The sequence below is a fragment of the Oricola indica genome (genome assembly GCF_019966595.1).
Taxonomy (GTDB): Bacteria; Pseudomonadota; Alphaproteobacteria; order Rhizobiales; family Rhizobiaceae; genus Oricola; species Oricola indica.
Genome location: NZ_JAINFJ010000003.1, coordinates 202,229 through 225,009 on the forward strand (window position 1 = coordinate 202,229; position 22,781 = coordinate 225,009).

Genomic DNA, 22,781 nt, shown 5'->3' on the forward strand with positions numbered 1-22,781 from the left:
TTGCGTCATTTTACACAGAAGCCTTGACGCCGCCGCATGTCAAAGCAATAGGAAGGCATGACTTCCAAACCGATCCAATCCATCTGCGTCTATTGCGGTTCGTCTCCCGGCAACGACCCGGCCTATCTTGCCGCAGGCCGAACACTCGGCCGTGCCATCGGCGAGGCCGGGCTGCGGCTTGTCTATGGCGGCGGTACGAAGGGCATCATGGGCGCAGTCGCCGACGGCACGATGGAGGCCGGCGGCAAGGTGCTCGGCATTATCCCGCGTTTCCTGATGAACAAGGAAGCGACCGAGAAGGCGCTCGGCGCGCTCGACGAGTTGGTCGTCACCGAGGACATGCATGAACGCAAGCATCGCATGTTCGAGGAGTCGGACGCCTTCGTGACCCTGCCGGGCGGAATCGGCACGCTGGAGGAAGTGATCGAGATCATGACCTGGGGCCAGCTCGGCCGCCACACCAAGCCGATCGTGCTCGCCAATATCAACGGATTCTGGAACCCGCTGTCGACGCTGCTGGATCACATGGGGAGCGCCGGCTTCATCCATACGGCGCATCGCGTCAAACCGCTCGTGCTGGACACGGCCGAAGAGATCGTGCCGGCTATCCTGGTCGCGCAAAACCATGACGACGGCGACACGGCCGTCATCGAGAAGCTCTAGGGCTTCGCGAGACGTGTTGTGACCGGCAAGAAACACGCCCACGCCGGACATTTCCACGACCAAGCCGGCAAGCTCTATTCATACGCCATCGGCGCGGACGGCAAGATCGTGCCGGAAGACGGCGACGTCCGCTGGCGCTGGACCGGCTTCGCGCTGAGCGACGCGCGGGCCCGCACCGCCATCGCCGCGATTCCCGACCTGCCGGCGGAAGCGCAACGCTGCCTGCTGTCGAGCGGCCGGCGCGTCTACATGAAGCGGTCGGGAGACTGGCTGTTCGGAACCCTGCCGGATATTCACCACCGCCATTATGCAGACTCCGAGGAACTCGGGCTGTTCCACTTCGCGTTCAACCGCGAGACACTGCTGACCTCGCGCAAGAAGCCGCTGCAGACGATCGACGACATCAGGCGTAAACTCGAGGAAGGGCAAGACCCGCTCCCCTCGCCCGCGCGTTTTGTCGACGCGGTCATAACCCATCTGCTCGATCTGCTGGAAGACAAGCTCGAAGACTTGTTCGAGGCTCTCGACTCCATCGAGGACCGCATCATCGGCGGGCGCTGGGCGGGCGAACGCGAACGGCTCGCGCCGCTACGCCAGCGCGCCATCGTCGTGCACCGGCATTTGTTTCTTGTCACCGGGCTGTTCCGGCCGCTGACCTCGGCCGACATCGCCGCGACCGCGCCGGAGATCGCCTCGGCGCTCGACAACAACGCTGCCCATGCGAGCGCCCTGCTGCATGACAGCGAGCAAGTGCAGGCGCGCGCGCTGCTGCTGCAGGAAGAGATCATGGCGCGGCTGTCGGAACGCACCAACAAGCTCCTCTATCTCCTGTCGGTGCTAACTGCGGTGCTGATGCCCGCGACGATCATCTCGGGCCTGTTCGGCATGAACCTGCACGGTATTCCCTTCACGGAATCCCATGTGGGGTTCTGGAAAGCCGCGTTCCTCTCGGCTGTCGGCTCCGCGGCCGTGTTCCTGTTCGTGCGCCGGCTCGGCAAGAAGGACTAGGCCCGCTTCGGCGAACGGCGGAACAGGGAAATCGTATAGATTGCGACTGCCGCCCAGATGAACAGGAATGCGATCAGCTGCCAGTGCGAAAACGGCTCGCCGAATATGAAAACGGCGGTCAGGAAGATGAGCGTCGGCGTGATATATTGCAGGATGCCCATCGTCGCGTAGCGCAGTTCCTTTGCTCCGAAGGCATAGAGGATCAGCGGAACGGCCGTCACCGGGCCGGCAAGCATCAGGAGCCCCATATCGGCGGCGCCCGTCTGGCCGAAATGGCCCGTGCCGGTCGCGGTCAACCATGCGATGATCGCGAGCGCCGGGACAGAAAGCAGCATGACCTCCAGCATGAAGCCCTGCGTTGGCCCGATCGGCAGCGTTTTGCGCAGAAAGCCGTAGAGGCCGAACGTGGAAGCCAGGGCGAGCGATACCCATGGCAGTCCGCCCGCCTTGAAGGTCAGTATCGTGACGGCGATGACAGCGCAGGCGATGGCGATCGCCTGCAGCCGCGTGAATCGTTCGCCGAGAAAGATGGCGCCCAGCACCACATTGGCGAGTGGATTGATGTAGTAGCCAAGCGCTGTTTCGAGGGCGCGGTCGGCCGCGATTGCCCAGACATAGATGCCCCAGTTGATGGAGATCAGCCCCGCCGTCAGGGCCGCGAGCGCAAGCGTCTTCGGAGACCGCAATGCGTTGCGCAGATCCGCGGTGCGCCGAAGCGCGATCAGAAGCACTCCGGCCACGGGAACGGACCACAGGACGCGGTGCGCGACGACCTCAAAGGGCGGAATGTGGGAGACGGCCTTCATGTAGAAGGGTAACACTCCCCAAAAGAAGAAAGCGCCGAGCGCAAAGGCGAAACCGGCCAGCGGTTCGGCGGGCTGGGCGTTTGCGCCGGTGTTCTTGCTGGCCATGGTGTCGGACATTTCGGTGACCTACACCCTGCCCAAATTCCGGGCAATCGGCCGATTGTCACCGCGACAATCGGCAAGCGGCCAGATCAGTTGTTGGCCGAACCTATTCCGCTGCGGCCAGCCCGGCGTTGCCGCGGTTCTTCATCAGCTTGAAGGTGATCGAGTCCATCAACGCCTCGAACGAAGCGTCGATGATGTTCTCCGAGACACCGACGGTCCACCAGCGCATGCCGGACGCATCGGCGGATTCTATGAGGACGCGCGTGATGGCCTCGGTGCCGCCGTTAAGGATGCGCACCTTGTAGTCGACCAGTTCGAGGTCGGCGATTTCGGCCTGGTATTTGCCAAGGTCCTTGCGCAACGCCATGTCGAGCGCATTGACCGGACCGTTGGAGCTTTCGGCAACCGACATGCGCTCCTCGCCGTCGATATTCACCTTCACAACCGCCTCGGCGACCGTGATGATCTTGCCGACGGCATTGTGACGCCGTTCGACGAGAGACCGAAACGAAACGACCTCGAAGAAATCCGGCACTTCGCCCAGCGTGCGCCGCGCCAACAGTTCGAAGCTCGCATCGGCACCTTCATAGGCATAGCCGACCGCCTCGCGGTCCTTGACGATGGCGATCAACGTATCGAGACGGGGATCGGACTTCGCGACGACGACGCCTCGGCGGTTCAACTCACTGACGAAATTGGATTTGCCGCCCTGGTCGGACACCATGATGTGGCGGATATTGCCAACCTTTTCCGGTTCGACATGCTCGTAGGTCGACGGATCCTTGATCAGCGCGGAGGCGTGGATGCCGGCCTTGGTGGCGAACGCCGTCGACCCAACATAGGGCGCCTGTTGCGCCGGCGAGCGGTTGAGCAGCTCGTCGAACCAGCGCGACAGGCGCGTCAGGCCTTCCAGTTTCTCCGTCGAGACTCCGATCTCGAAACGCTCCGACCACGCCGGCTTGAGCGCCAGCGTCGCGATCAGCGTGACGATATTGGCATTGCCGCAGCGCTCGCCGATGCCGTTCAGCGTGCCCTGGATCTGGCGTACGCCGGCATCGACCGCCGCGAGCGAATTGGCGACAGCCTGTTCGGTGTCATTATGGGCGTGGATTCCGAGCCGCTCGCCCGGAACGCCTGCGGCAATCACCGTGGCGATGATCTCACGCACCTCGTGCGGCTGGGTGCCGCCATTGGTGTCGCACAGCACGATCCAGCGCGCGCCGGCCTCGAAGGCGGCCTTGGCGCAGGATAACGCATAGTCCGGATTGGCCTTGTAACCGTCGAAGAAATGCTCGCAATCGACCAGCGCCTCCTTGCCGGCGGCGACAGTCGCCTCGACGGATTGGCGGATGGATTCGAGATTTTCCTCGTTCGTGCAGCCGAGCGCGACGCGGACATGCAGGTCCCAGCTTTTCGCCACGTAGCAGACGGCGTCCGACTTGGAGCCGTTGAGCGCGGCGACGCCCGGATCGTTGGAGACAGAGACCCCTGCCCGCTTGGTCATGCCGAAGGCGACGAACTGCGCCCTTGCCGTGCGCTTGCGCTCGAAAAACGCGGTGTCGGTCGGGTTGGCGCCGGGATAGCCACCTTCGACATAGTCGAGGCCAAATTCATCCAGCATCTGCGCAATCGCAATCTTGTCGTCGACCGAGAAATCGATGCCGGGCGTCTGCTGCCCGTCACGCAATGTCGTGTCGAAGAGATAGATGCGTTCGCGTGTCATGTCTTTTCCCGTCACGGCCTTTCTGGCCCTTTACTTCCCAGCGAAACGATCCGTCGCGCGGATCAGCCGATCGAGGATGCCGGGTTCGGAATAGGCATGCCCCGCGCCCTCGACCAGGTGAAACTCCGCTCCGGGCCATGCCTTGTACAAGGCCCAGGCATATTTCGCCGGGCACGGCATATCATAACGGCCATGAACGATGACACCCGGAATTTCGCCAAGGCGATGTGCGTCGCGGATCAACTGATTATCGTCCAGCCAGCCTCCATGGACGAAATAGTGGCATTCGATGCGCGCGAAGGCTTCCGCGTAGTCCTCTGCCGAAAAGGCGGCGTCGAGTTCGGGATCCGGGAGAAGCGTGATGACGCCGCCTTCCCACGTGCTCCACGCCTTTGCCGCTTCCATACGGATGGAGCGGTCATCGCTTGTGAGGCGGCGGTAGTAGGCAGCCATCATTTCGTGGCGCTCGTCCGGCGGGATCGGCGCGACAAAGCGCTCCCACTTGTCCGGAAACATCTCCGAAACGCCGAATTGATAGAACCAGTCGAGTTCGGGCCGGGTGAGCGTATAGACGCCACGAACGATCAGCTCGCTGACGCGATCGGGGTGTTTCTCGGCATAGGCCAGCGCTAGCGTCGATCCCCACGAGCCGCCGAAAACCTGCCATTTCTCCACGCCGACCATCTCACGAAGGCGCTCGATATCGGCGACCAGATGCCAGGTGGTGTTGGCTTCGAGCGAGGCGCGCGGAACAGACTGGCCGCAACCGCGTTGGTCGAACAACAGCACGTCGTAACGTTCGGGATCGAACAGGCGGCGATGATCGGGTGAGAAGCCTCCTCCCGGGCCGCCGTGGAGAAAGACCGCCGGTTTGGCACCCGGTGTGCCCGATCGTTCCCAGTAGACGGAGTGACCGTCACCGACGTCGAGATGGCCTTTCGCATAGGGTTCGATGGCCGGATAAAGCCCGCGCAGATCGCTCATGCGCATCCTCCCGAGGGCTATGAAAAGATTCCGGCGTAGTACAGCACTGCGAGCACGATCACAACGACCAGCACGCCCTTGCCGATCAGGCCATAGAGCAGCCATTTGGGCATTTGTGTCTGCGGGTTGCGTTCCGTCATCGCGGAATTCCTATTCGGGCTTGTGGCACACGGCTTCGATGTTGTGGCCGTCGGGATCGCGCACGAAGGCGCCGTAATAGTTCTCGTGATAGTAGGGCCGCAGGCCGGGGGCGCCATTGTCGGTTCCGCCCGCGGCCATCGCCGCGGCATAGAACGCATCGACATCGGCGCGGCTGTCTGCGGTGAAGGCGATGTGGATCGGCGGGGTCTGTTTCTCGCCCTCGTGCAGCCAGAAGACCGGCCGTTCGCGCCCATAGCCGCCGACCTTGACGCCTCCGGTGAATTCCGGCGGGACCATCATGAGGAACGATGCACCGACGGGCGCCAGCGCCTGGTCATAGAATGCCCTCGCCGCCTCGAAGTCGGCAACGCTCAGCCCGATGTGGTCTATCATCGCATAATCTCCGTTGATTCATCGGCCCTTATATCGGGTCGGCAACCGCCTTGCGCCACGCGGCGAAACGTCCCGTCAGGCAGGCGGCCAGTCGTCGGTATCGTGATCAGGGTGCTGGTGGTTGCTGTCGCGGATCGCCTTCAGCTCCTCGCCGGTAAAATCGTTTTCGCTCACTTTCTGGCGCACGCCGGTCCATTCGGCGACGAAGGGCACCCGCGATTCTACCGAGTCTTCCGACACCGGCTTGTAGCGTGACGGATCGTCGAGGCTGCCGAGCGTTACGAGCATGTGCCCGCTGTCGACAGGATCGAAGAATAGCGGGGTGCCGCAATCCCGGCAGAAGCCGCGCCGGACGATGTCGGAGGAATGAAACCAGCCGGGGTCTCCGCGCGTGACCATAACGGCCTCGCGCGCCGCGCCCGCCAGCGGCATGAAATAGTTGCCCGCCGCCTTCTGGCACATGCGGCAATGGCAAAGATGCGGATTGTCGAGTTCCGTCTCGACGCGGTAGCGCACGGCGCCGCATTGGCAGCCGCCGGTGATTTCCTCAGCCATGATCATCCTCCGGTGGCCATGTGTCGGTGTCGCGATCCGGGTGCTGGTGGCTTTGCAGCGTCGCAAGGAACCCGGCAGCGTCGGCGTCCTCCATCGTGTGACGTTCGGGCAGCGAAGGGATCGCATCGCAGAAGGACAATTTGCCTTCCACCCCATAAGAGACAGTTGGCGGGCAGGCTTCGGGATCGTCGAGCGCGACCACTGCGAGCGACAAGCCATCCGGTGCGTCATAGGCAAGCGGCGTGCCGCAGGCGGCGCAAAATCCGCGCCGCGCCGCGTTGGAGGATTGAAACCAGGCCGGTTCGCCGCGCGTCCATTCGACCTCGTTGCCGCGCACCGAAACGAGGATCAATGCGTGGCTGACCGAGGCTTTCTGGCACATGCGGCAATAGCACACCGAGGATTCCCCCGGCTTGCCGTGGATGCGAAAACGCACCGCGCCGCACTGGCAGCCGCCCGACAGGGTTTGCGAGGTCAACGCCTGACTTCCCAGGTCGTAATACGCTCGCCGGTTTCGGAGTCCTTTCCGTCCTTTAGCTGGATTCCTTCAGACAGGAGTTCATCACGGATGCGGTCGGCCTCGGCCCAGTTCTTGTCGCGGATGAAGGCGAGACGTTCATCGATGCGCGTCTGGACGGCGTCCATGTCGATATCGCCGGTCGGCGCGGTTTCCGGCAGGCCGAACAAGGACAGCGCCGCCCGCAAGGGTGCCCCCGACAGCGCGTTCATAGCGCGGAAGGCATCGACCGTGTTCAGGTCGTCGGACAGGCTTTCGATGACAGGGCCAAGATCGCCGCTGTCGACCGTCTCCCCGGCCCGGCGCCACAAGCGCGCCATGACGGCTTCCGCCTCTTCCAGCCGACGCTGCGAGAAGTCGATAGGCTCGCGGTAGTGGGTCATCAGCATGGCGAGGCGGAGCACTTCGCCCGGCCATTTGCGGCCGCCGAAATTCTCCGTCGCCATCAGTTCGTGGATGGTGAAGAAGTTGCCCTCGGACTTGGACATCTTCTTTCCCTCGACCTGCAGGAAGCCGTTGTGCATCCAATAGTTCGCCATGCGGTCATTGCCGTGGGCGCAGCAGGATTGCGCGATCTCGTTTTCATGGTGCGGAAAGATGAGGTCGAGGCCGCCGCCATGAATGTCGAACACAGGACCGAGATGATGCTCGCTCATCACCGAGCACTCGATGTGCCAGCCGGGGCGGCCGTGGATGGTGAGATCGCCCTCGGCGGAGGGGAATTTGCCGTCCCAGCCGGGCTCGTTGGCTGCGGATTCTTTCCACAGGACGAAATCGGCCGGGTTCTTCTTGTGCGCCTCGACGGCGATGCGCGCGCCGGCCTGCTGCTCGTCGAGATTTCGCTTCGACAAGCCGCCATAGGCCGGCATGGAGGCGACGTCGAACAGGACTTCCCTGCCCTCGCTTCCCGCCGCGACATAGGCGTGGCCGCCGTAGATCAGCGTGCGGATCATCGCGACCATGCCCTCGATATGCTCGGTCGCGCGGGGTTGGACCGTCGGCTCTAGGCAGCCGAGCGCGGCGGTGTCTTCCAGATATTGCGCCAGCGTCTTCTCGGTCACCTGCCGGATCGCGGCGTTGAGGCTCATGCGGCCGGCGTCGATCTCGTCGGAATAATCACGCAGGGCGCGGGCGTTGATCTTGTCGTCGACGTCCGTGATGTTGCGGACATAGGTGACATGATCCGCACCGTAGACGTGGCGCAGCAGACGAAAGAGCACGTCGAAGACGATCGCGGGACGCGCATTGCCGATATGAGCGTAGTCGTAGACCGTCGGGCCGCAGACATACATGCGCACATTCGCGGGATCGATAGGCGTGAACCGCTCCTTTTGGCGCGTCAGCGTGTTGTAAAAGGTCAGGACTGGCGTCTCGGTCATTTTGGGTGTGTCCCGGGGTTTCCTGCAATCGCAGAGGTCATTGACAAGGCTTGGACGCAAACGCAACCCGTCCGCCTCGCGATGCGTGACAGGGTGAGGCCGCCGGTCATCAATCCACGTTCATTTTCGCTTATTAGACATGGCGAAAAAGGAATGCGGGCAGACTACAATAAGTTGCCTTCTCGAAGGCACGGCAACGGGTATTCGCCTCGGCATGTCTCCGGCATCCTTTGCGACCGGCCTTCTCCACGCCCGCGGACCAGGGGAACAAGGAAGGTCGGGCCCGTCGCCACCCTCACCAGGCAAGTTTCCGCCCACAAAATGTTGCGGTTAAGCAAGGTGCGCGCTTTGGGTGCCTCGCCGACGGCAATCTGCGGGTTCCGCTGAACTGATCACCTCAGCAGGGTGATCGCCAGCGCGAACATGACGAGGGCGATGGCGACGTCGAGGACGCGCCATGCCTGCGGACGGGCAAAAAGCGGCTGCAGCAGCCTTGCGCCGTAACCGAGTGCATAAAACCACACGAAGGAGGCCGAAACCGCACCAATCCCGAAGGCGAGACGCGCAATGCCTTCGAAGCCCGCCGAGATTCCACCGACCAGCACGACCGTATCGAGATAGACATGCGGATTGAGGAAGGTGAAGGAAAGACAGGTCGCCACAGCCTTGGCCAGTGACGTACTGCCGCTGCGTTTCGCGGTCATCGCACCCGGGTTCCAGGCGCGGCGAAGCGCGATCAACCCGTAGACGGTCAGGAAGGCCGCGCCGGCCCATGTCACCAGCCGGATGGCGGTGGCGCTCGTCGCGATCAGCGTGCCGAAACCACCGACGCCAAGCGCGATCAGGAGCGCATCGGACAGGCTGCATATCAGGCAGAGGACGAAAACATGCTCGCGCAACAGCCCCTGGCGCAGGATAAAGGCGTTCTGCGCACCGATGGCGATGATCAGCGACCCGCCGAGCAGGAAGCCGGACAGTCCGGCGGACAGGATCGGCAGCTGTGTCATGGAAAATTCTCAGAGAAACGACATCTGGCCGTCATCGGACGACGGCGTGCTATCGCCCGGTTTGTCGCTCTTCGCAACGAATTCCTTGGGCTCTACGCGGTCCTGAACGTCGGGGCTCGTATTCGCCACCTTGTTGACCTTGTCTGAGACAGGGATCGCTTCGAAGTATCCCAGGGGCGCGGGCTTGATCAGGTCCGCGACGTGGCGCGGCTCCTGTGTTCGGCAATCGAGCCAGCGTGCGAAATCCTCAGGCATGATCGTGACCGGCATACGGTCGTGAACGAAAGAGACGTCGGCATTCGCGGCGGTGGTGATGATCGCCGCCGAGTCCATCTCGCTGCCCTCCGGCGCCATCCAGTTTTCCATCAGGCCGGCAAAGGCGCAAATTCCGCCGCCGGCGGGGCGCACCCAATAGGCCTGCGACTGGCCCGTGGCCTTGTCACGCTTCCATTCATAGAAACCGGAGGCCGGTATCAGGGCGCGCTTGTGACGCATCGCCGTGCGGAAGGAGGCCTTGGTCGCCGCGGTCTCGCCGCGCGCATTGATCAGCAGCGGGAAGTCCTTCGGATCTTTCACCCATGACGGCAACAGGCCCCAGCGCACGAGATGTGCTTCGCGGTCCGGCCGGTTCGAGCCCGGTTCGAGCGGCGGTCCCGCGGTGACGACGAGGATCGGCTGCGTCGGCGCGATGTTGTAGCGCGGCGGAAACGCCTCCAGCCCGTCGAGGGCAAAGAAAGCCTCCACCTCCTCGGGTGACTGCAACAGGGAAAAGCGGCCGCACATCAGCCGGACGTCGCGAGCCGAAGCTTGTACAGGTCGGCTTTCCGCTCGGCGCGGTTCAGACGGTTCTGCGCCCGGAACAGTTCGCTGCGCTTCAACTCGATCTCCACCTGGGCCGCCTGCCGATCGTCAGGTCCGGCCACGGCCAGCGCCTTAATGGCATCGTCCAGTTCATCCTCGAGGCGCTCGACGTCTTCCTTCGCCCAGTGGACGTCCCGCCCGATATCGTAGGCCTCGCGATAGGCAAAGGCGAGGTCGGCGGGACAGGCGCTCGAATACCCCCTGCCCTTCAGGCCGATATCCAGACCGTTGCGCGGCGTGCAGTGGCGGCGGATACCGTCCTGCCATCCCGCCTGCCAGGCGGTCACGTCGACGGTGATGCCGAACCGGTTGCACGCTTCCTGGTGTCGCGCGACGTGGGATTGCTGGCGTCCGGCGAAGCCGTCCGTCGCTCCGAGCGTGCGCCAGTCGGAAGACGTGCATTCCTTTTCGTTCAGTGTCTGGCAGGATGCCAGTGCAAGCGCCCCGACGAATGCCAGGATCAGAAAACTCAGTCTCGCAATCATCGTTAGCCCCTTTTCACCCACTGCACCTTGCGCGCCGACGATGCTACATACGTGCCCCAGCCGGAGTACGAATTGCAATATGAACGACACGCAACCCTTGCCACGTATCGCCGTTTCCGTGGCGGCGCGACACCCTGAAACGGGGAGTTTCCTGCTGGTGCGGCGGGGCCGCCCGCCCGCCAAGGACCTTTGGGCCTTCCCGGGCGGACGCCTCGATTTCGGCGAGACGCTCGCCGACGCGGCGCTGCGTGAGTTGCGGGAGGAAACCGGCTTGTCGGCGACAGGCATCGTTTTTCACACGCTCTATGAACTGATGAGCGACGGCTCGGACGGCGACACGCCGCATCATTACGTTCTTGCCGTCCACCGCGCGACGGCGAGCGGCGAGCCGGTCGCCGCGGACGATGCGGACGATGCCGGCTGGTTCACCGTGCCGGAAATGCAGGAGATCGACATCACCGCCTCGACACTCGCGGTCGCGCGGGAGATCGACGCGGAGTATGAATAGCGTCTTGGCGCAAGCCGGCGATATCGGATAGGAAACAGGCGGAGCGCGGGCCGTCATCACCCGCGCCGTGGAGCGAGATACGTGTTCACCGCCCGAAAATACATTGGCGCCATCGCGGTCGCCGGAACTCTGTTGTCGTCAGCGACACTGCCGGCGCGCGGCCAGATTTCGGCGACCGTCCCCTATGACGAAAAGCTGACGCGGCTCGCGGAGGTGCTGGGATCGATCCACTATCTGCGCAATCTGTGCGGCGAGATTTCCAACGACTGGCGCGACGAGATGCAGGATATGCTCGTTGCCGAAAATCCCGAGCCGTTTCGGCGCGCGCGCCTTATCGCGAGCTTCAATCGCGGCTACCGGACCTTCGACAGCATATACGTGACTTGCACCGATCAAGCCCTTGCCGCTATCGAACGCTACATGGCCGAGGGGCTCGGCCTTTCGCGCGAGATCAACAATCGCTACGGCGAATAGCCGAATGTGATCGGCAATTAAGCCCCCATTAACGGTTTTGCCGCTTGCCACTTTTTTTCCTGCGCCAGTGCCGATATGTTAACGGCTAGTAAATGGGGTGTGCCAAATTGGCGTGGTGTGACAGAGTATGATGGACGTTACGATCAACGAGATGGATGAGATCATCGAGCGCGAAAAGAGGATCGCGGCGCTCGAATTCCACAGCGAAGCCTGGGCCGACGGGGCCATGGAAGGCATCGAGCCGTCCATTCTCGCGGATGCGGCGATCGCGACGGCTCTCGAAGAAACCATCCGCGAACAGGGCGAGGACGCCGCTCTGACCTTGGTCGAATCCTTGCGCGATCGGATCCTTTGCGGAGAATTCACGCCGAACCGGACGGTGCAGTAGACTTCGTATCGGGCGGCCAACGGGGGCGACATGGCGGTCTTCGCACAATGTGTTCGCAAACGAACGCGCCGCCTTGCGCCGCCGGTCATGGCTCTGGCGCTCTTCCTTCCAGCTTTCGCGTTCGCGCAAACCGGCGATCTCGCACCGCCGCCTTCCGACGCCGTTCCACTGCCCGACCCCATCATGCGACCGGCGACGCCCGATCCCGATAACCCGCTTGCTCCGCCCGGCGGCTCGCAGGGTGGCGTATTGCAATCGGCAGAACCCATCATCGGCGGGTCGGTGGAAGATCTTCCCGTCCCTGTGCAGCGCATGCGCAGCCTCATCATGGAGGCGGCGCGCAACGCGGATTTCGAGGCGTTGCGTCCACTGATCGGAACCGGCCAGAACAGGACGCAACTCTCTTTCGGGGTCGTCGATGGCGATCCGATCGAGTACATCCGCAGCCAGTCCGGCGATCCGGAAGGTTACGAGATCCTCGCGATCCTCCATGAGGTATTGGAGGCCGACTACGCGATCTATGACCCCGGCACACCAAACGAGTTTTTTGTCTGGCCCTATTTCATGGCGACTTCTCTCGAGACGCTGACGCCCGTTCAACGCGTCGAACTTTTCAAGCTCCTGACGGCCGGCGACTACGAGAACATGCGCGAATTCGGCGCATATATATTCTATCGCGTCGGTATCACGCCCGACGGCCGCTGGCGCTTCTTCGTGGCGGGCGACTAGGGCGCCCCGCCGCGAACGACCGTCGGCGGCACACCGGACAGGGAGGCCCTTCGATCCGGGAACAGGAAACCGGTCCGGCGGCCTTGAGCGGCGCCGGGCCGGAATGGTGTCATAAACTTAGACCTATTGCCGCGAAACGCATGGCTGCGCGCCGTCATTCAGCGGCGACAAGCTGCGGCTCGATTGCGTTCGCGCGCTTCAGGAAACGCGCGTTGACCGGACTATGCGGCTTCACGGCGAGGCGTTCGTTGCTCAACGCTTCCGCAACTCCGCGATTGCCCGACCGCACCGCGGCTTCGGTCAGCGTCCAGTCGATGATGTCACGCTGCGCGTGGCTGCCCCCGAAGGAGTTTACCACAAATCTTGCCCGGTGGAGCTTTTCGACGGCATCGCCGTACCTTCCCTCCCAGAACGCCCGGAAGCCCTCGATCAAAGGCAGGCCGGTCGCCTTGGCCCAGCGGGCGGTCTCGTCGCGGCTCTCCGGCGCCGAGCGATACTGATTCAGGATCCGGTCCACCTCTTCGGTGCGCCCGGCTCCAAGATAGGCCATTGCGGCGTGCCAGTCGTTGAAAGGATAAAGCTTTCCATCAGCATGATTGCGCCAGCTTTCTGCGACCCCGGACCAGCGATCGCCGACATCGTGATCGTCCAGGTGCAGACGCCAGAGCAGTGCGGACGCATCGACCAGGTCGAGCGCCACCTGGCTTTCCTCGCCGCGAACCCTGGTGTCGTAGAGCTCGATCACCTTGTCGGACTGGCCGAGATCCAGGTGATACAGCGCGTTGTGCCACCAGTTGTGCACCTTGAAGAAATTGTCATCGCCGGTCCAGTGAGGTTCGCGCGACGCCATCCATTCGATGCCGTCCTCGGCGCGGCCCTGCATTTCAAGGACATGCGCGACGGCGTGATGCGCCCAGCAGTCCAGCGGTTCGCGCTCGACCGCTTCACGGCCGATCTCTTCGGCGCGGGCATAGTCCCCGGCCTCCTCCAGACCAAACGCATACATGCCGAGCAAAACGGCGTAGCCCGGCTGGTCGGCCGACCACTGCGGCAGCACCCGCGCAATCCGGTCACGCAGGTTGCGTGCGTTGGCGCGGTAAAAGTCCATCAGGTGCCCGGCCTGCAAACCCAGGATGTCGTGCGGAAAATCCATGCTATGGCGATCCAGCCGGACGGCCGCCTCGGTCCAGTTGTTGGCGAGAAGCGCCTCAAGCGCCGAAACATGCGATGTCTCGATATCGGTCTTGGCGAAGTTGCGAGCGGTCGACAGTATCGACCTTGCCTCGGACGCCGCCTCGGGCTCTGTCGCCAATCCGAACAAATAGGCCTTCAGGATGTGGGCCATGGCGTATTCGGGCGCGATTTCGACCGCCTGATCAACCAGCGCAACCGGGTCACCGCGATAGATGTTAAGGGCCCGCACAGCGGCGTTGAAATGCTGCGCGGCTTCGGCGTTCGAACCGCTTGCATCGGCGGAAAAAATACCATCTTTCATGTCCGTCTCCTTCATCAGGGTCTTGTGTTTCCGATCCGGCGAATGGCCGCTGAAACCTCGATGGGCGCGGCAGCATCCGGTCCGAATGTGCAGCAACCCAATACCGGCTTTTGCAAACGGAACGCAGTGAACTCATGGGTCAGTCGTAGATCTTTATTTTTTTGTATAAAAACCAATATCTTATCAACTCCCAACCTAGCGGCCGGCGACGAGAACGGCAATAACGCTCCAGCAAACTGGACCGCAGGTACAGTACCTGTGGTACAGTTTCGGCAAGTACTACCGGCGTCAAGGAATGACTGGATGGCAAATCTGGACGTGCCAAAGAAGCAGCAAATCCTGGAGGCCGCGCAGGCGGCCATCCTGGCGAAGGGATTTTCGGCAACGTCAATCGACGAACTGATCGCCGAAGTCGGAATTTCGAAAAGCGGATTCTTCTACCACTTTCGCGACAAGACGATTTTGGCTCGTGCCCTGCTCGAGCGGTACATCGAACAGGATGACGTGGTTTTCGACCGCGCTTTCGACGAAGCCGACGCGCTGAGCGAAGACCCGTTGCACAGCTTTCTGATTGCGCTGAAGCTGCTGGCGAAGGTCTTCGACGACATGCCGAACGGACACCCTGGCTGCATGGTGGCGTGTATCTGCTATCATGAACAGCTGTTCGACCAGGAAGTCCGGAACATCAATGCCAAGGCGGTGCTGTCGTGGCGCACCCGCTTTCGAAAGCGCATCGAGAGAATTGCCGAGCGCTACGAGCCCAGGATCAATATCGATCTGGACGACCTTGCCGATATGTTCTCGGTCGTGGGGGACGGCGGAATCATCCTGTCCAGGGTGGTTGGCGACAAGTCCCTGCTGCCCCGGCAATTGCTACTATACCGCGATTTTGTCCGGCTCATTTTCGAACCCGTGCAGGTCTCGGACAAACCGTAGGTTCGGCTGGCGAAATTTCGCCGCTTCGGCGCGGATCGATGGCCAAGAGACAGATTATCGGAGTGGATCGGACGTCGCCAAATGCCGTATCGGGGCATAAAGACCGGAGCGCCCTTGGATTCCGGACCCGGTGCTCTGATATAAAGCGGAGCGGACGATACGGAGGGGTATCATGACGACCATGCCACGGCTGACCGGGCGGGATTTCGACATTGTCAGGAAAGAGCGTTCGTCGCGCTGGTCCCTTGTCCGGCGACTCCTCATCTTCCAGGTCAAGCTTTTCACCGATGGACTGCGGGACCTGTTCCTCAGCCCGATCTCGTTTTTGTTCGCCGGCATCGGCATCGTTTTCGGCGGCCGCGATCCTCACGCCGCCTTCAACCGGCTGATGAACGCGGGCCAGATCACGGACAATTGGATCGATCTGTTCAGCCACCACGCGCGCGAAGGCGACCGTCCGAGCCTCGAACGCATGATCGACGAAGTGGAAAATGCGTTGCGCGCCGATCATGCGCGGGGCGGCGTCACGGCGGAAGCCGAACGCCGGTTCAGGACGCTTGCCGAGGAACTGATGCGCCGCGCTCAGCCGGGCAGAGCCTCGGAGAACTGAACCGGCTCGCCGCGTGACGGCGTCGCGATTTCGCCTTCCCACATCACCCGTGCGCCACGAATGACCGTGCCAACGGGCCAGCCGGTCACCTGCTTGCCGTCATAGGGCGTCCAGCCTGCTTTCGAACCGGCCTGCTCGTTGCGGAGCGTCTCGACGCGCTTCATGTCTACAATTGTGAAATCGGCGTCGTAGCCGGCGGCGATGCAGCCCTTGCGTGCAATGCCGAACAAACGGTTCGGGCCATGCGAGGAGAGATCGACGAAGCGCTCCAGCGTCAGTTTCCCCGCGTTCACATGGTCGAGCATGATCGGCACCAGCGTCTGGACGCCAGTCATGCCGGACGGCGATGCGGGATAGGGTTTTGCCTTCTCTTCCAGCGTGTGCGGCGCGTGATCCGAGCCGAGCACGTCGATCACGCCCTGCTCCACGCCGCGCCAGATGCCGTCGCGGTGGTGCGGCGCACGAACCGGCGGGTTCATCTGGATCAACGTGCCGAGCCGTTCGTAGTCGTCGGCGGTCAGGGTCAGATGGTGCGGCGTCGCTTCGGCGGTGGCGACATCCTTGTGCTGCTGCAGAAACCCGATTTCCTCGGCGGTCGAGATATGCAGGACATGGATGCGCGCACGCGTTTCGCGGGCGATGCGGACAAGGCGCTCGGTGCATATCAAAGCCGCGACCTCGTCACGCCAGACCGGATGGGACGACGGGTCGTCATGAACCCGCAGGTCTGCCCGGTCTCGCAGACGGAACTCATCCTCGGAGTGGAATGCTGCCCTTCTGCGCGTGTTGCGCAGTACGGCGGCGACCCCTTCGTCGTCCTCCACCAGGAGATCGCCGGTCGAAGACCCCATGAAGACCTTGATGCCCGCCGCGCCGGGAAGACGCTCGAGTTCGCCAACGATGCCAGCGTTCTCGCGCGTGCCGCCGACCCAGAATGCGAAATCGCAATGCATGCGGTGGCGCGCACGCGAAACCTTGTCGGCAAGCGCTTCCTCGCTCGTCGTCAGGGGGGTGGTGTTCGGCATCTCGAAGACAGCCGTGACGCCACCGAGGACGGCCGCGCGCGAACCGCTTTCGAGGTCTTCCTTGTGTTCCAGCCCCGGTTCACGGAAATGCACCTGGCTGTCGATAACGCCCGGCAGGATGTGCAATCCGGTGCAGTCGATGGTTTCCCCAGCGTCAGCCGCCGATAGCGAACCGATTTCCGCGATACGTCCATCGCGCACGCCGATATCACGTTGCCCCTGCCCGTCGTGGTTCACCACGGTGCCGTTCTTCAAAACGAGGTCGAATGTTCCGCTCATGCCTGTCCATCTCTTGCCGCGCCGATGCCCCGGGCTTACGTAGCACATACCCTGAAAGCAAGCGCGCGAAGCGAATCTGGTACCATGCCCTTCTATTATCCAACGGATCGGAGCGTCTTTTCGATAAGCGGCGAGGATGCGGAGCATTTCCTGCAGAACCTCGTCACCTGCAATATCGAAAGCCTGCCTGAAGGTGTCGCGCGGGCGGGTGCCCTGTTGACGCCGCAAGGCAAGATCATGTGGGACTTCCTCGTCCTGCGGGACGATGCAGGCGGCTATCTCATCGACCTCCGCTCCGACCTTGCAGACGATTTTGTTCGCAGGCTCACGATGTACAAGCTGAGGGCCAAGGTCGAAATTGCCGAGTCCGCGAAGGCGCTTGCGGCGATTTCCTGGCAAAATGATTCAACGGCGTCCGGCCTCGTGGCGCTCGACAGCCGGTTCCCGGAAGGCCTCCAGGTCATGCGGCACTATGGATCTGCGCCCGACGGCACCGACGACCGGGACGGATGGACCGCCTTGCGCATCGCCCATGGCGTCGCCGAAAGCGGTCCGGATTTCGAACCGGGCGACGTGTTTCCGCATGATGTCTCCTACGACCAGAATGGCGGCGTCGATTTCCGCAAGGGCTGTTATGTCGGACAGGAAGTCGTGTCGCGCATGCAGCATCGCGGAACCGCGCGGCGACGGCTGGTGATCGCGTCCTCCGATGCTCCGCTTCCCGCTCCCGGAACAGTGCTTGAAGCCGGTGGCAAGACGGTGGGCGCACTCGGTTCGGTCGCGGGCGAGACAGGGCTCGCCCTGGCGCGGCTGGACCGGGCCAGGGATGCGATGGACGCCGGCACGCCGATCACGGTCGACGGACATGCCGTCGCCCTGTCGCTGCCGCCCAATGTCGGCTATCGGTGGCCGGACGAAACGGCCGACAAGGGAGACTGAGCATGCCGGATCGCGAGGGGGCGCCTCCGCGCGCATGGCAACGGATGCTGTCCGGGCGACGGCTCGATCTGCTCGATCCCTCCCCGCTCGACATCGAAATCTCCGACATCGCGCATGGGCTTGCCCGAGTGGCACGCTGGAACGGCCAGACACATGGCGATCATGCCTATTCCGTCGCCCAGCACTCGCTACTCGTCGAGGAGATCGTCGGGCATCTGTCGCCGGGATGCTCCGCCGGCCTTCGGCTCGCGGCGCTATTGCACGATGCACCGGAATATGTGATCGGCGACATGATCTCCCCGTTCAAGAAGGTGCTTGGCGGAAATTACAAGGCTGTCGAAGCGCGGCTAGAGGCATCGGTTCACATCCGTTTCGGGCTTCCTCCAAATCCGGCGAAAACAATCAAGACCAAGATAAAGCGGGCCGATCAGGTCTCCGCCTATTTCGAGGCGACGATTCTGGCCGGGTTTTCGGACAAGGAAGCGGTGACCTATTTCGGCGGGCCGCGCGGTTTCGCGCCGGACGGGCTGGACCTGACACCATTGCCGGCGGCCGACGTGCAGGCCGCTTATCTCGAACGTTTCGCGGCAGTGGAAGCCGATTTCCAGGCCGAACAAGCAAACAGGAAAAGAGCCTGACATGCCCTATCTCGTCGTCTGCCCGCTTTCCAGGGTGCGAGACACCGCGACCGCCACCGGCGCGAGGCGCATGCTGACAGTCATCAATACCGGCACACCGGTGGAAAGGCCGCAGCAGATCGACGAGGACCAGCATCTGTTCCTCGGGTTCAACGATATTGCGATGCCGATGGAAGGCATGACCCTGCCCGGTGAGGAACATGTTCGCGCGATCCTCGACTTCGGCGCGGCGTGGGACCGGGCAACGCCGATGATCGTGCATTGCTTTGCCGGGATTTCACGCTCGACGGCATCGGCCTACATGATCGCGCTGGCGCTGAACCCGGACCGCGACGAGCGCGAACTGGCACAGGAACTGCGCTTCCGCGCGCCGTCGGCGACTCCCAATCCGAAACTGGTCGAAATCGCCGACGCCGTGCTCGGGCGGCAGGGACGGATGGTCGACGCGATCCGGGAAATCGGACGCGGAGAGGATGCTTTCGAAGGCGTGACCTTCAAATTGCCGCTCGCAGCCGACGATACGGATTACTGACGCGAAAAAGCGCCGAGGGGCGGCCGAATTCGACCGCCCCCGGCACTTGCGGACCGGTCCAGCCTCGTGGTCATGCCCCTGAACCACGCTGCCAGACTGTCCTTTGAAAATTACCAGCCGAAGACGAGCGTCGCGCCGGTTCCGCCATTGCCGTTCTGGACGACATCGGTGTTTGTGTTCTCGCCGAACTGGAACACGCCGTAGGCGTTGTCGTTTCCGTTCTGCTGCAAGGTGCCGGAATGTCCGTTGCCCTGCTGGTGCACGACGCCAAAATTGCCGCCGCCGTTCTGGGCAATGCCGGCCATGTTGTTGATGCCGAGCTGGTTGATGTTGGCGCCGTTCTGCAAGCCGTTGACGATCGAGTAGATCTGGAGGCCGGCGCGCATCGCCTGCTCTTCCTCGGCGCTGCCGGGCACGATGTCGATGGCGATCTGTCCACCGGCGTGGGCCGGAGCGGTGTAGCCGGAAACGGCGATGAGAGCGGCGGTAAGGCCTGCGATCAGTGTGTTGCGGGGCATTGTCATTCTCCTCTTTGAATTGCCAGGCTTGGCCTGTTTTCTGTTTTGAGAATGCCCGAACCGCGCTGAACCGAATTGGAATCGGCCGTTCAGGAGCCGTTCATCGCCACCGCCCGCCCAAAGCGAAACGGGCCCCGCCGAAAGCGGGACCCGTTTGGCATCGACGTGCGGGGGAGGTCAGATGACGCCGCCGACGCGCTTCTCGCAGACATAGGACTGGCCGCCGGCCGAGATATCGACGCGGACGTCATAGACGCCGCCGCGATTGCCGAGCATCAGTTTGCCGATGCGCGCATCGTCGCCCGGTCCGGCATTGAAGCCGCCTCCCTGGGAGACGTTCGCGCTGCCGCCGGAGCCGCCGCCATTCACCTGGAAGCGGTAGGAGCCGGTGACGTCGCGATCGGCATGAATGACCGCCTGCAACACGAGGGTGCGGCCGGACGCATCGGCGTCGATCTCGCAGCTGACGGAATCGCCGGACATGGCGGTTTCCGTGGCGCCCGCCGAACACCCGGCGACGGCGACGAGGGCGAGAAGCGCAGCGTGCGCGGGCTTGAACTTACTGGTCTTCAACATGGCTTTTCTCCTCTTGGAGGGAACGGGACGCTGCCGGGCGGAGATCATTCCGGCCCGGCAGCGGTTCGCGGGTGTTTCGCGATTACGGGCAGGTCTGGACGAAGGCCGCGACGTTGCCGCCACCGGTCTGGCTCACGCCGGCCGAGCAACCGTCACCGACCTGGACACCGGCGGCGATGTTGCCGTTGCCGTCCTGGCTCATGATCGCGTTGTGGTTGGTACCGAACTGGCCGACGCCGGCGGCATTGCCGTTGCCCTGCTGCCAGGTCTCGCCGTAGTTGTTGAAGCCGTCCTGGCCGACGGCTGCGGTATTGCCGTTGCCGTACTGCTCGCTGACGGCGCCGTTGAAGATGCCGTTCTGCATGATGCCGATCTGGTTGCCGAAGCCGGTCTGTGCGCCGCCGGCCTGGTTGCCGAAACCGAACTGGTCAAGGAACACATCGTTGGCGGAAGCCGGGACGGAAACGATTCCGATCAGGGCGGCGAAGGTGGTTGCGATAAGGGTCTTGCGGGGCATGTCATTTCTCCTCTTGGATGCGGCTCCAGACCGCGTTTCGATGCCCCAGTTGTAGAAAGCCGCCTCCGAACCGACGCTGAACCCTGCGTTCACATGGCGTTCAGGAAAAAACTCGGCATCGGTCCACAGCGGAATCCCCTTTCCCGCCGCCGGAATGAAACCGATGCGGGTGGAATCGCGTAGTATCGACTGTGGTTCAGTCTGGAATGAAGGAGACCCTCTTGGAAAACGAAGCAGCAACGCAAATCGGGGCCGCGGCCGCGACCATCTGGGAAAAGGCGAGCGCTCTCATCATCGAGTATACGTTTTCCGTCATCGGGGCGATCGTGATCCTGATCATCGGCTTCATCGTCGCGGGCCTGGTCAAACGCTGGGTACAGTCGGCGCTGTCGCGGCTGAGCCATAGCGACGAAACTCTGACGATGTTCCTTGCCAAGGCGGCGCGCTACGCGGTGCTGGTGCTCGTCTTCGTAATGGTGCTGACCCAGTTCGGAGTGCAGACGGCCTCGATCATCGCCGCGCTCGGCGCCGCCGGCCTCGCCATCGGCCTGGCGCTGCAGGGCACGCTGCAAAATATCGCCGCCGGCATCATGCTGCTGTTTCTCAGACCGTTCCAGGTCGGCGACTTCATCTCGACGTCGAGCGCCAGCGGCGTGGTCAAGGAGATCGGCCTTTTCGCGACCGAATTCGAGACACTGGACGGGCTCTATCTATTGGCGCCCAATTCAGAGATCTGGAACAGCGCCGTGACCAACTATTCGCGCAAGCCGAAACGGCGCTTCGATCTGGTGGTCGGGATCGGCTACGACGACGACATCAACAAGGCCTTCGCCGCCTTCCAGTCGATCGTCGATGGCCATGAGAAGGTGCTGCAGGATCCAGAACCCTTCATCTATGTCTCCAATCTCGGCGACAGCGCGGTGGAAGTGACCTGCCGCGTCTGGATGAACACGGCCGATTGGTGGACCGTGTCGCGCGAGCTGACCAAGATGGCGAAGGAACGCTTCGACGCCGACGGGCTGTCGATCCCCTTCCCGCAACGCGACGTGCATTTGTATCAGGCGGCCTGAGGCAGTCTCTCCCCGTTATTCCGGGGCGCGTCGGGCTGGGTTTATCCGATCCGGATATCCAGCCCGACATCAAGCGTCGGGGCGGCCATGGTGATCTTCGAGGTTGAGATGTAGTCGACGCCCGTTTCCGCGATGGCGCGGATGGTTTCGAAGGCGACGTTGCCGGAAGCTTCGAGCGCAACGTGGCCGGCATTATCGGCCTGGTTGATGGCGACGGCTTCGGCCAGTTGATCGTTGGTCATGTTGTCGAGCAGCACCGCGTCGGGCGACGCGGTAAGCGCTTCGCGGAACTGGTCAAGCGTGTCGACCTCGACCTCGACCTTGACCAGATGGCCGGCATAAGCGCGCGCTCTCTCGACGGCCTTGGCGACACCGCCGCAAACGGCGATGTGGTTGTCCTTGATCAGGATAGCGTCATCGAGGCCATAGCGGTGGTTGGAGCCGCCGCCGCAGCGCACGGCATATTTCTCGAAGGTGCGATGGCCGGGGATCGTCTTGCGCGTGCAGGTGACCCTGGCCGAGGTGTGGGCGATCTCGTCGGCGAAGCGGGCCGTGTAGCTGGCGATGCCCGACATGTGCATCAGGAAATTGAGCGCGACACGTTCAGCCGACAGGATCGCGCGGGCATTGCCGGAGATCGTCGCGACGGCGTTGCCCGGTTCCACCCGGTCGCCATCCTTGACCTTGGCGTCGAAGACGAGCGTCGGGTCCATGAGCCGGAACGCCGTTTCCGCAAGGCCGAGGCCGGCGATCACGCCGTCCTCGCGCGAGGCAAGTTCGGCAGTGGCGGTGGCGGCGGGGGCGATGGTCGCGTTGGTGGTGATGTCACCCGCATGGCCGAGATCCTCCAGGAGCGCCGCGCGCACGGCATCCTCGACCATCAGGCGCGGAAGGCTGGGCATCAGGGCTTCGACGGGCAT

Annotated in this window: 29 protein-coding genes; 12 read left to right on the forward strand and 17 right to left on the reverse strand. The window is 62.9% G+C overall.

All coding sequences use genetic code 11. From position 1 onward, the window contains the following. The first annotated feature begins 57 nt into the window (after nt 1-57). Nucleotides 58-663, forward strand: a complete 606-nt coding sequence (locus LC343_RS09755) for an LOG family protein (RefSeq protein WP_223476933.1) — start codon at nt 58-60, stop codon at nt 661-663. An 18-nt stretch (nt 664-681) separates the two neighbouring features. Next, nucleotides 682-1,671, forward strand: coding sequence for a CorA family divalent cation transporter (locus tag LC343_RS09760; protein ID WP_223476934.1), 990 nt, complete (start codon nt 682-684; stop codon nt 1,669-1,671). On the opposite strand, the gene rarD is transcribed toward LC343_RS09760, so the two are convergent. The 11 genes from rarD to LC343_RS09810 all read right to left on the reverse strand — a co-directional run bounded on the left by rarD (nt 1,668) and on the right by LC343_RS09810 (nt 10,627). Then, nucleotides 1,668-2,594, reverse strand: a complete 927-nt coding sequence (gene rarD, locus LC343_RS09765) for an EamA family transporter RarD (RefSeq protein WP_428982532.1) — start codon at nt 2,592-2,594, stop codon at nt 1,668-1,670. The two genes, LC343_RS09760 and rarD, sit on opposite strands and share 4 nt — an antisense overlap. A gap of 91 nt (nt 2,595-2,685) precedes the next feature. Next, a complete protein-coding gene (gene cimA, locus LC343_RS09770; protein ID WP_223476935.1) occupies nt 2,686-4,305 on the reverse strand; it encodes a citramalate synthase in 1,620 nt (539 codons plus the stop codon). Nucleotides 4,306-4,335: 30 nt separating this feature from the next. Further along, nucleotides 4,336-5,289 (reverse strand): prolyl aminopeptidase, encoded by a 954-nt coding sequence (gene pip / locus LC343_RS09775; protein ID WP_223476936.1) that lies wholly within the window; start codon nt 5,287-5,289, stop codon nt 4,336-4,338. A gap of 17 nt (nt 5,290-5,306) precedes the next feature. Beyond that, nucleotides 5,307-5,429, reverse strand: coding sequence for a hypothetical protein (locus LC343_RS25135; protein ID WP_274384750.1), 123 nt, complete (start codon nt 5,427-5,429; stop codon nt 5,307-5,309). A 10-nt stretch (nt 5,430-5,439) separates the two neighbouring features. Next, the gene (locus LC343_RS09780; RefSeq protein ID WP_223476937.1) at nt 5,440-5,823 is read right to left on the reverse strand and encodes a VOC family protein; all 384 of its coding nucleotides are present in this window, start codon (nt 5,821-5,823) and stop codon (nt 5,440-5,442) included. Between the two features lie 75 nt (nt 5,824-5,898). Beyond that, nucleotides 5,899-6,384, reverse strand: coding sequence for a GFA family protein (locus tag LC343_RS09785; RefSeq protein WP_428982533.1), 486 nt, complete (start codon nt 6,382-6,384; stop codon nt 5,899-5,901). Then, nucleotides 6,371-6,856 carry a GFA family protein gene (locus tag LC343_RS09790; RefSeq protein ID WP_223476939.1) on the reverse strand — a complete coding sequence of 162 codons (486 nt, stop codon included), beginning with the start codon at nt 6,854-6,856 and terminating at the stop codon, nt 6,371-6,373. Before LC343_RS09790 ends, LC343_RS09785 begins: the two co-directional genes overlap by 14 nt. Continuing rightward, nucleotides 6,853-8,274, reverse strand: a complete 1,422-nt coding sequence (gene cysS / locus LC343_RS09795; RefSeq protein WP_223476940.1) for a cysteine--tRNA ligase — start codon at nt 8,272-8,274, stop codon at nt 6,853-6,855. Before cysS ends, LC343_RS09790 begins: the two co-directional genes overlap by 4 nt. Nucleotides 8,275-8,666: 392 nt before the next feature. Further along, nucleotides 8,667-9,266 (reverse strand): LysE/ArgO family amino acid transporter, encoded by a 600-nt coding sequence (locus tag LC343_RS09800; RefSeq protein WP_223477272.1) that lies wholly within the window; start codon nt 9,264-9,266, stop codon nt 8,667-8,669. Nucleotides 9,267-9,290: 24 nt separating this feature from the next. After that, entirely contained in the window at nt 9,291-10,064 is a 774-nt protein-coding gene (locus LC343_RS09805; protein ID WP_223476941.1) for an SOS response-associated peptidase, read from the reverse strand. Then, nucleotides 10,064-10,627, reverse strand: coding sequence for a DUF2799 domain-containing protein (locus LC343_RS09810; RefSeq protein ID WP_223476942.1), 564 nt, complete (start codon nt 10,625-10,627; stop codon nt 10,064-10,066). Before LC343_RS09810 ends, LC343_RS09805 begins: the two co-directional genes overlap by 1 nt. A 79-nt stretch (nt 10,628-10,706) precedes the next feature. On the opposite strand from LC343_RS09810, the gene LC343_RS09815 reads away from it, so the two are divergent. The 4 genes from LC343_RS09815 to LC343_RS09830 all read left to right on the forward strand — a co-directional run bounded on the left by LC343_RS09815 (nt 10,707) and on the right by LC343_RS09830 (nt 12,726). Beyond that, nucleotides 10,707-11,135: an NUDIX hydrolase gene (locus LC343_RS09815; protein ID WP_223476943.1), complete on the forward strand. Its 429-nt coding sequence runs from the start codon at nt 10,707-10,709 to the stop codon at nt 11,133-11,135. Nucleotides 11,136-11,216: 81 nt separating this feature from the next. Next, nucleotides 11,217-11,609, forward strand: coding sequence for a TIGR02301 family protein (locus tag LC343_RS09820; RefSeq protein ID WP_223476944.1), 393 nt, complete (start codon nt 11,217-11,219; stop codon nt 11,607-11,609). Between the two features lie 130 nt (nt 11,610-11,739). Beyond that, nucleotides 11,740-11,997 (forward strand): hypothetical protein, encoded by a 258-nt coding sequence (locus tag LC343_RS09825; RefSeq protein ID WP_223477273.1) that lies wholly within the window; start codon nt 11,740-11,742, stop codon nt 11,995-11,997. 30 nt (nt 11,998-12,027) lie between these two features. Continuing rightward, entirely contained in the window at nt 12,028-12,726 is a 699-nt protein-coding gene (locus LC343_RS09830; RefSeq protein WP_223476945.1) for a hypothetical protein, read from the forward strand. Nucleotides 12,727-12,880: 154 nt separating this feature from the next. Here the strand turns inward: LC343_RS09830 and LC343_RS09835 are convergent, their stop codons facing one another. Continuing rightward, a complete protein-coding gene (locus tag LC343_RS09835; protein WP_223476946.1) occupies nt 12,881-14,221 on the reverse strand; it encodes a tetratricopeptide repeat protein in 1,341 nt (446 codons plus the stop codon). Nucleotides 14,222-14,263: 42 nt separating this feature from the next. On the opposite strand from LC343_RS09835, the gene LC343_RS09840 reads away from it, so the two are divergent. Continuing rightward, nucleotides 14,264-15,157 (forward strand): TetR/AcrR family transcriptional regulator, encoded by an 894-nt coding sequence (locus LC343_RS09840; RefSeq protein ID WP_338018579.1) that lies wholly within the window; start codon nt 14,264-14,266, stop codon nt 15,155-15,157. A gap of 172 nt (nt 15,158-15,329) precedes the next feature. Then, nucleotides 15,330-15,767, forward strand: a complete 438-nt coding sequence (locus tag LC343_RS09845; protein ID WP_223476947.1) for a hypothetical protein — start codon at nt 15,330-15,332, stop codon at nt 15,765-15,767. On the opposite strand, the gene LC343_RS09850 is transcribed toward LC343_RS09845, so the two are convergent. Next, the gene (locus LC343_RS09850) at nt 15,740-17,071 is read right to left on the reverse strand and encodes a dihydroorotase (RefSeq protein ID WP_223476948.1); all 1,332 of its coding nucleotides are present in this window, start codon (nt 17,069-17,071) and stop codon (nt 15,740-15,742) included. The genes LC343_RS09845 and LC343_RS09850 overlap by 28 nt on opposite strands. Before the next feature lie 84 nt (nt 17,072-17,155). Between LC343_RS09850 and ygfZ the strand changes: the two genes are divergently transcribed. From ygfZ to LC343_RS09865, 3 genes are read left to right on the forward strand one after another with little or no spacing between them, the layout of a single operon-like run. After that, a complete protein-coding gene (gene ygfZ / locus LC343_RS09855) occupies nt 17,156-18,010 on the forward strand; it encodes a CAF17-like 4Fe-4S cluster assembly/insertion protein YgfZ (RefSeq protein ID WP_223476949.1) in 855 nt (284 codons plus the stop codon). After that, nucleotides 18,007-18,648, forward strand: a complete 642-nt coding sequence (locus LC343_RS09860) for an HD domain-containing protein (RefSeq protein WP_428982545.1) — start codon at nt 18,007-18,009, stop codon at nt 18,646-18,648. Before ygfZ ends, LC343_RS09860 begins: the two co-directional genes overlap by 4 nt. Before the next feature lies 1 nt (nt 18,649). Further along, nucleotides 18,650-19,180: a tyrosine phosphatase family protein gene (locus tag LC343_RS09865; RefSeq protein WP_223476951.1), complete on the forward strand. Its 531-nt coding sequence runs from the start codon at nt 18,650-18,652 to the stop codon at nt 19,178-19,180. A 110-nt stretch (nt 19,181-19,290) separates the two neighbouring features. Here LC343_RS09865 and LC343_RS09870 read toward each other — a convergent pair whose 3' ends face one another. From LC343_RS09870 to LC343_RS09880, 3 genes are all read right to left on the reverse strand, one after another. Beyond that, nucleotides 19,291-19,698: a curlin gene (locus LC343_RS09870; RefSeq protein WP_338018580.1), complete on the reverse strand. Its 408-nt coding sequence runs from the start codon at nt 19,696-19,698 to the stop codon at nt 19,291-19,293. A gap of 177 nt (nt 19,699-19,875) precedes the next feature. After that, complete coding sequence (csgH, locus tag LC343_RS09875) at nt 19,876-20,274, reverse strand: curli-like amyloid fiber formation chaperone CsgH (protein ID WP_223476953.1); 399 nt, start codon at nt 20,272-20,274, stop codon at nt 19,876-19,878. An 82-nt stretch (nt 20,275-20,356) separates the two neighbouring features. Next, nucleotides 20,357-20,791 carry a curlin gene (locus tag LC343_RS09880; RefSeq protein WP_223476954.1) on the reverse strand — a complete coding sequence of 145 codons (435 nt, stop codon included), beginning with the start codon at nt 20,789-20,791 and terminating at the stop codon, nt 20,357-20,359. A gap of 221 nt (nt 20,792-21,012) precedes the next feature. Here LC343_RS09880 and LC343_RS09885 point away from each other — a divergent pair, with 221 nt between their 5' ends. Beyond that, nucleotides 21,013-21,861 carry a mechanosensitive ion channel family protein gene (locus LC343_RS09885; RefSeq protein WP_223476955.1) on the forward strand — a complete coding sequence of 283 codons (849 nt, stop codon included), beginning with the start codon at nt 21,013-21,015 and terminating at the stop codon, nt 21,859-21,861. Between the two features lie 41 nt (nt 21,862-21,902). On the opposite strand, the gene nadC is transcribed toward LC343_RS09885, so the two are convergent. Then, entirely contained in the window at nt 21,903-22,781 is an 879-nt protein-coding gene (gene nadC / locus LC343_RS09890; protein WP_223476956.1) for a carboxylating nicotinate-nucleotide diphosphorylase, read from the reverse strand.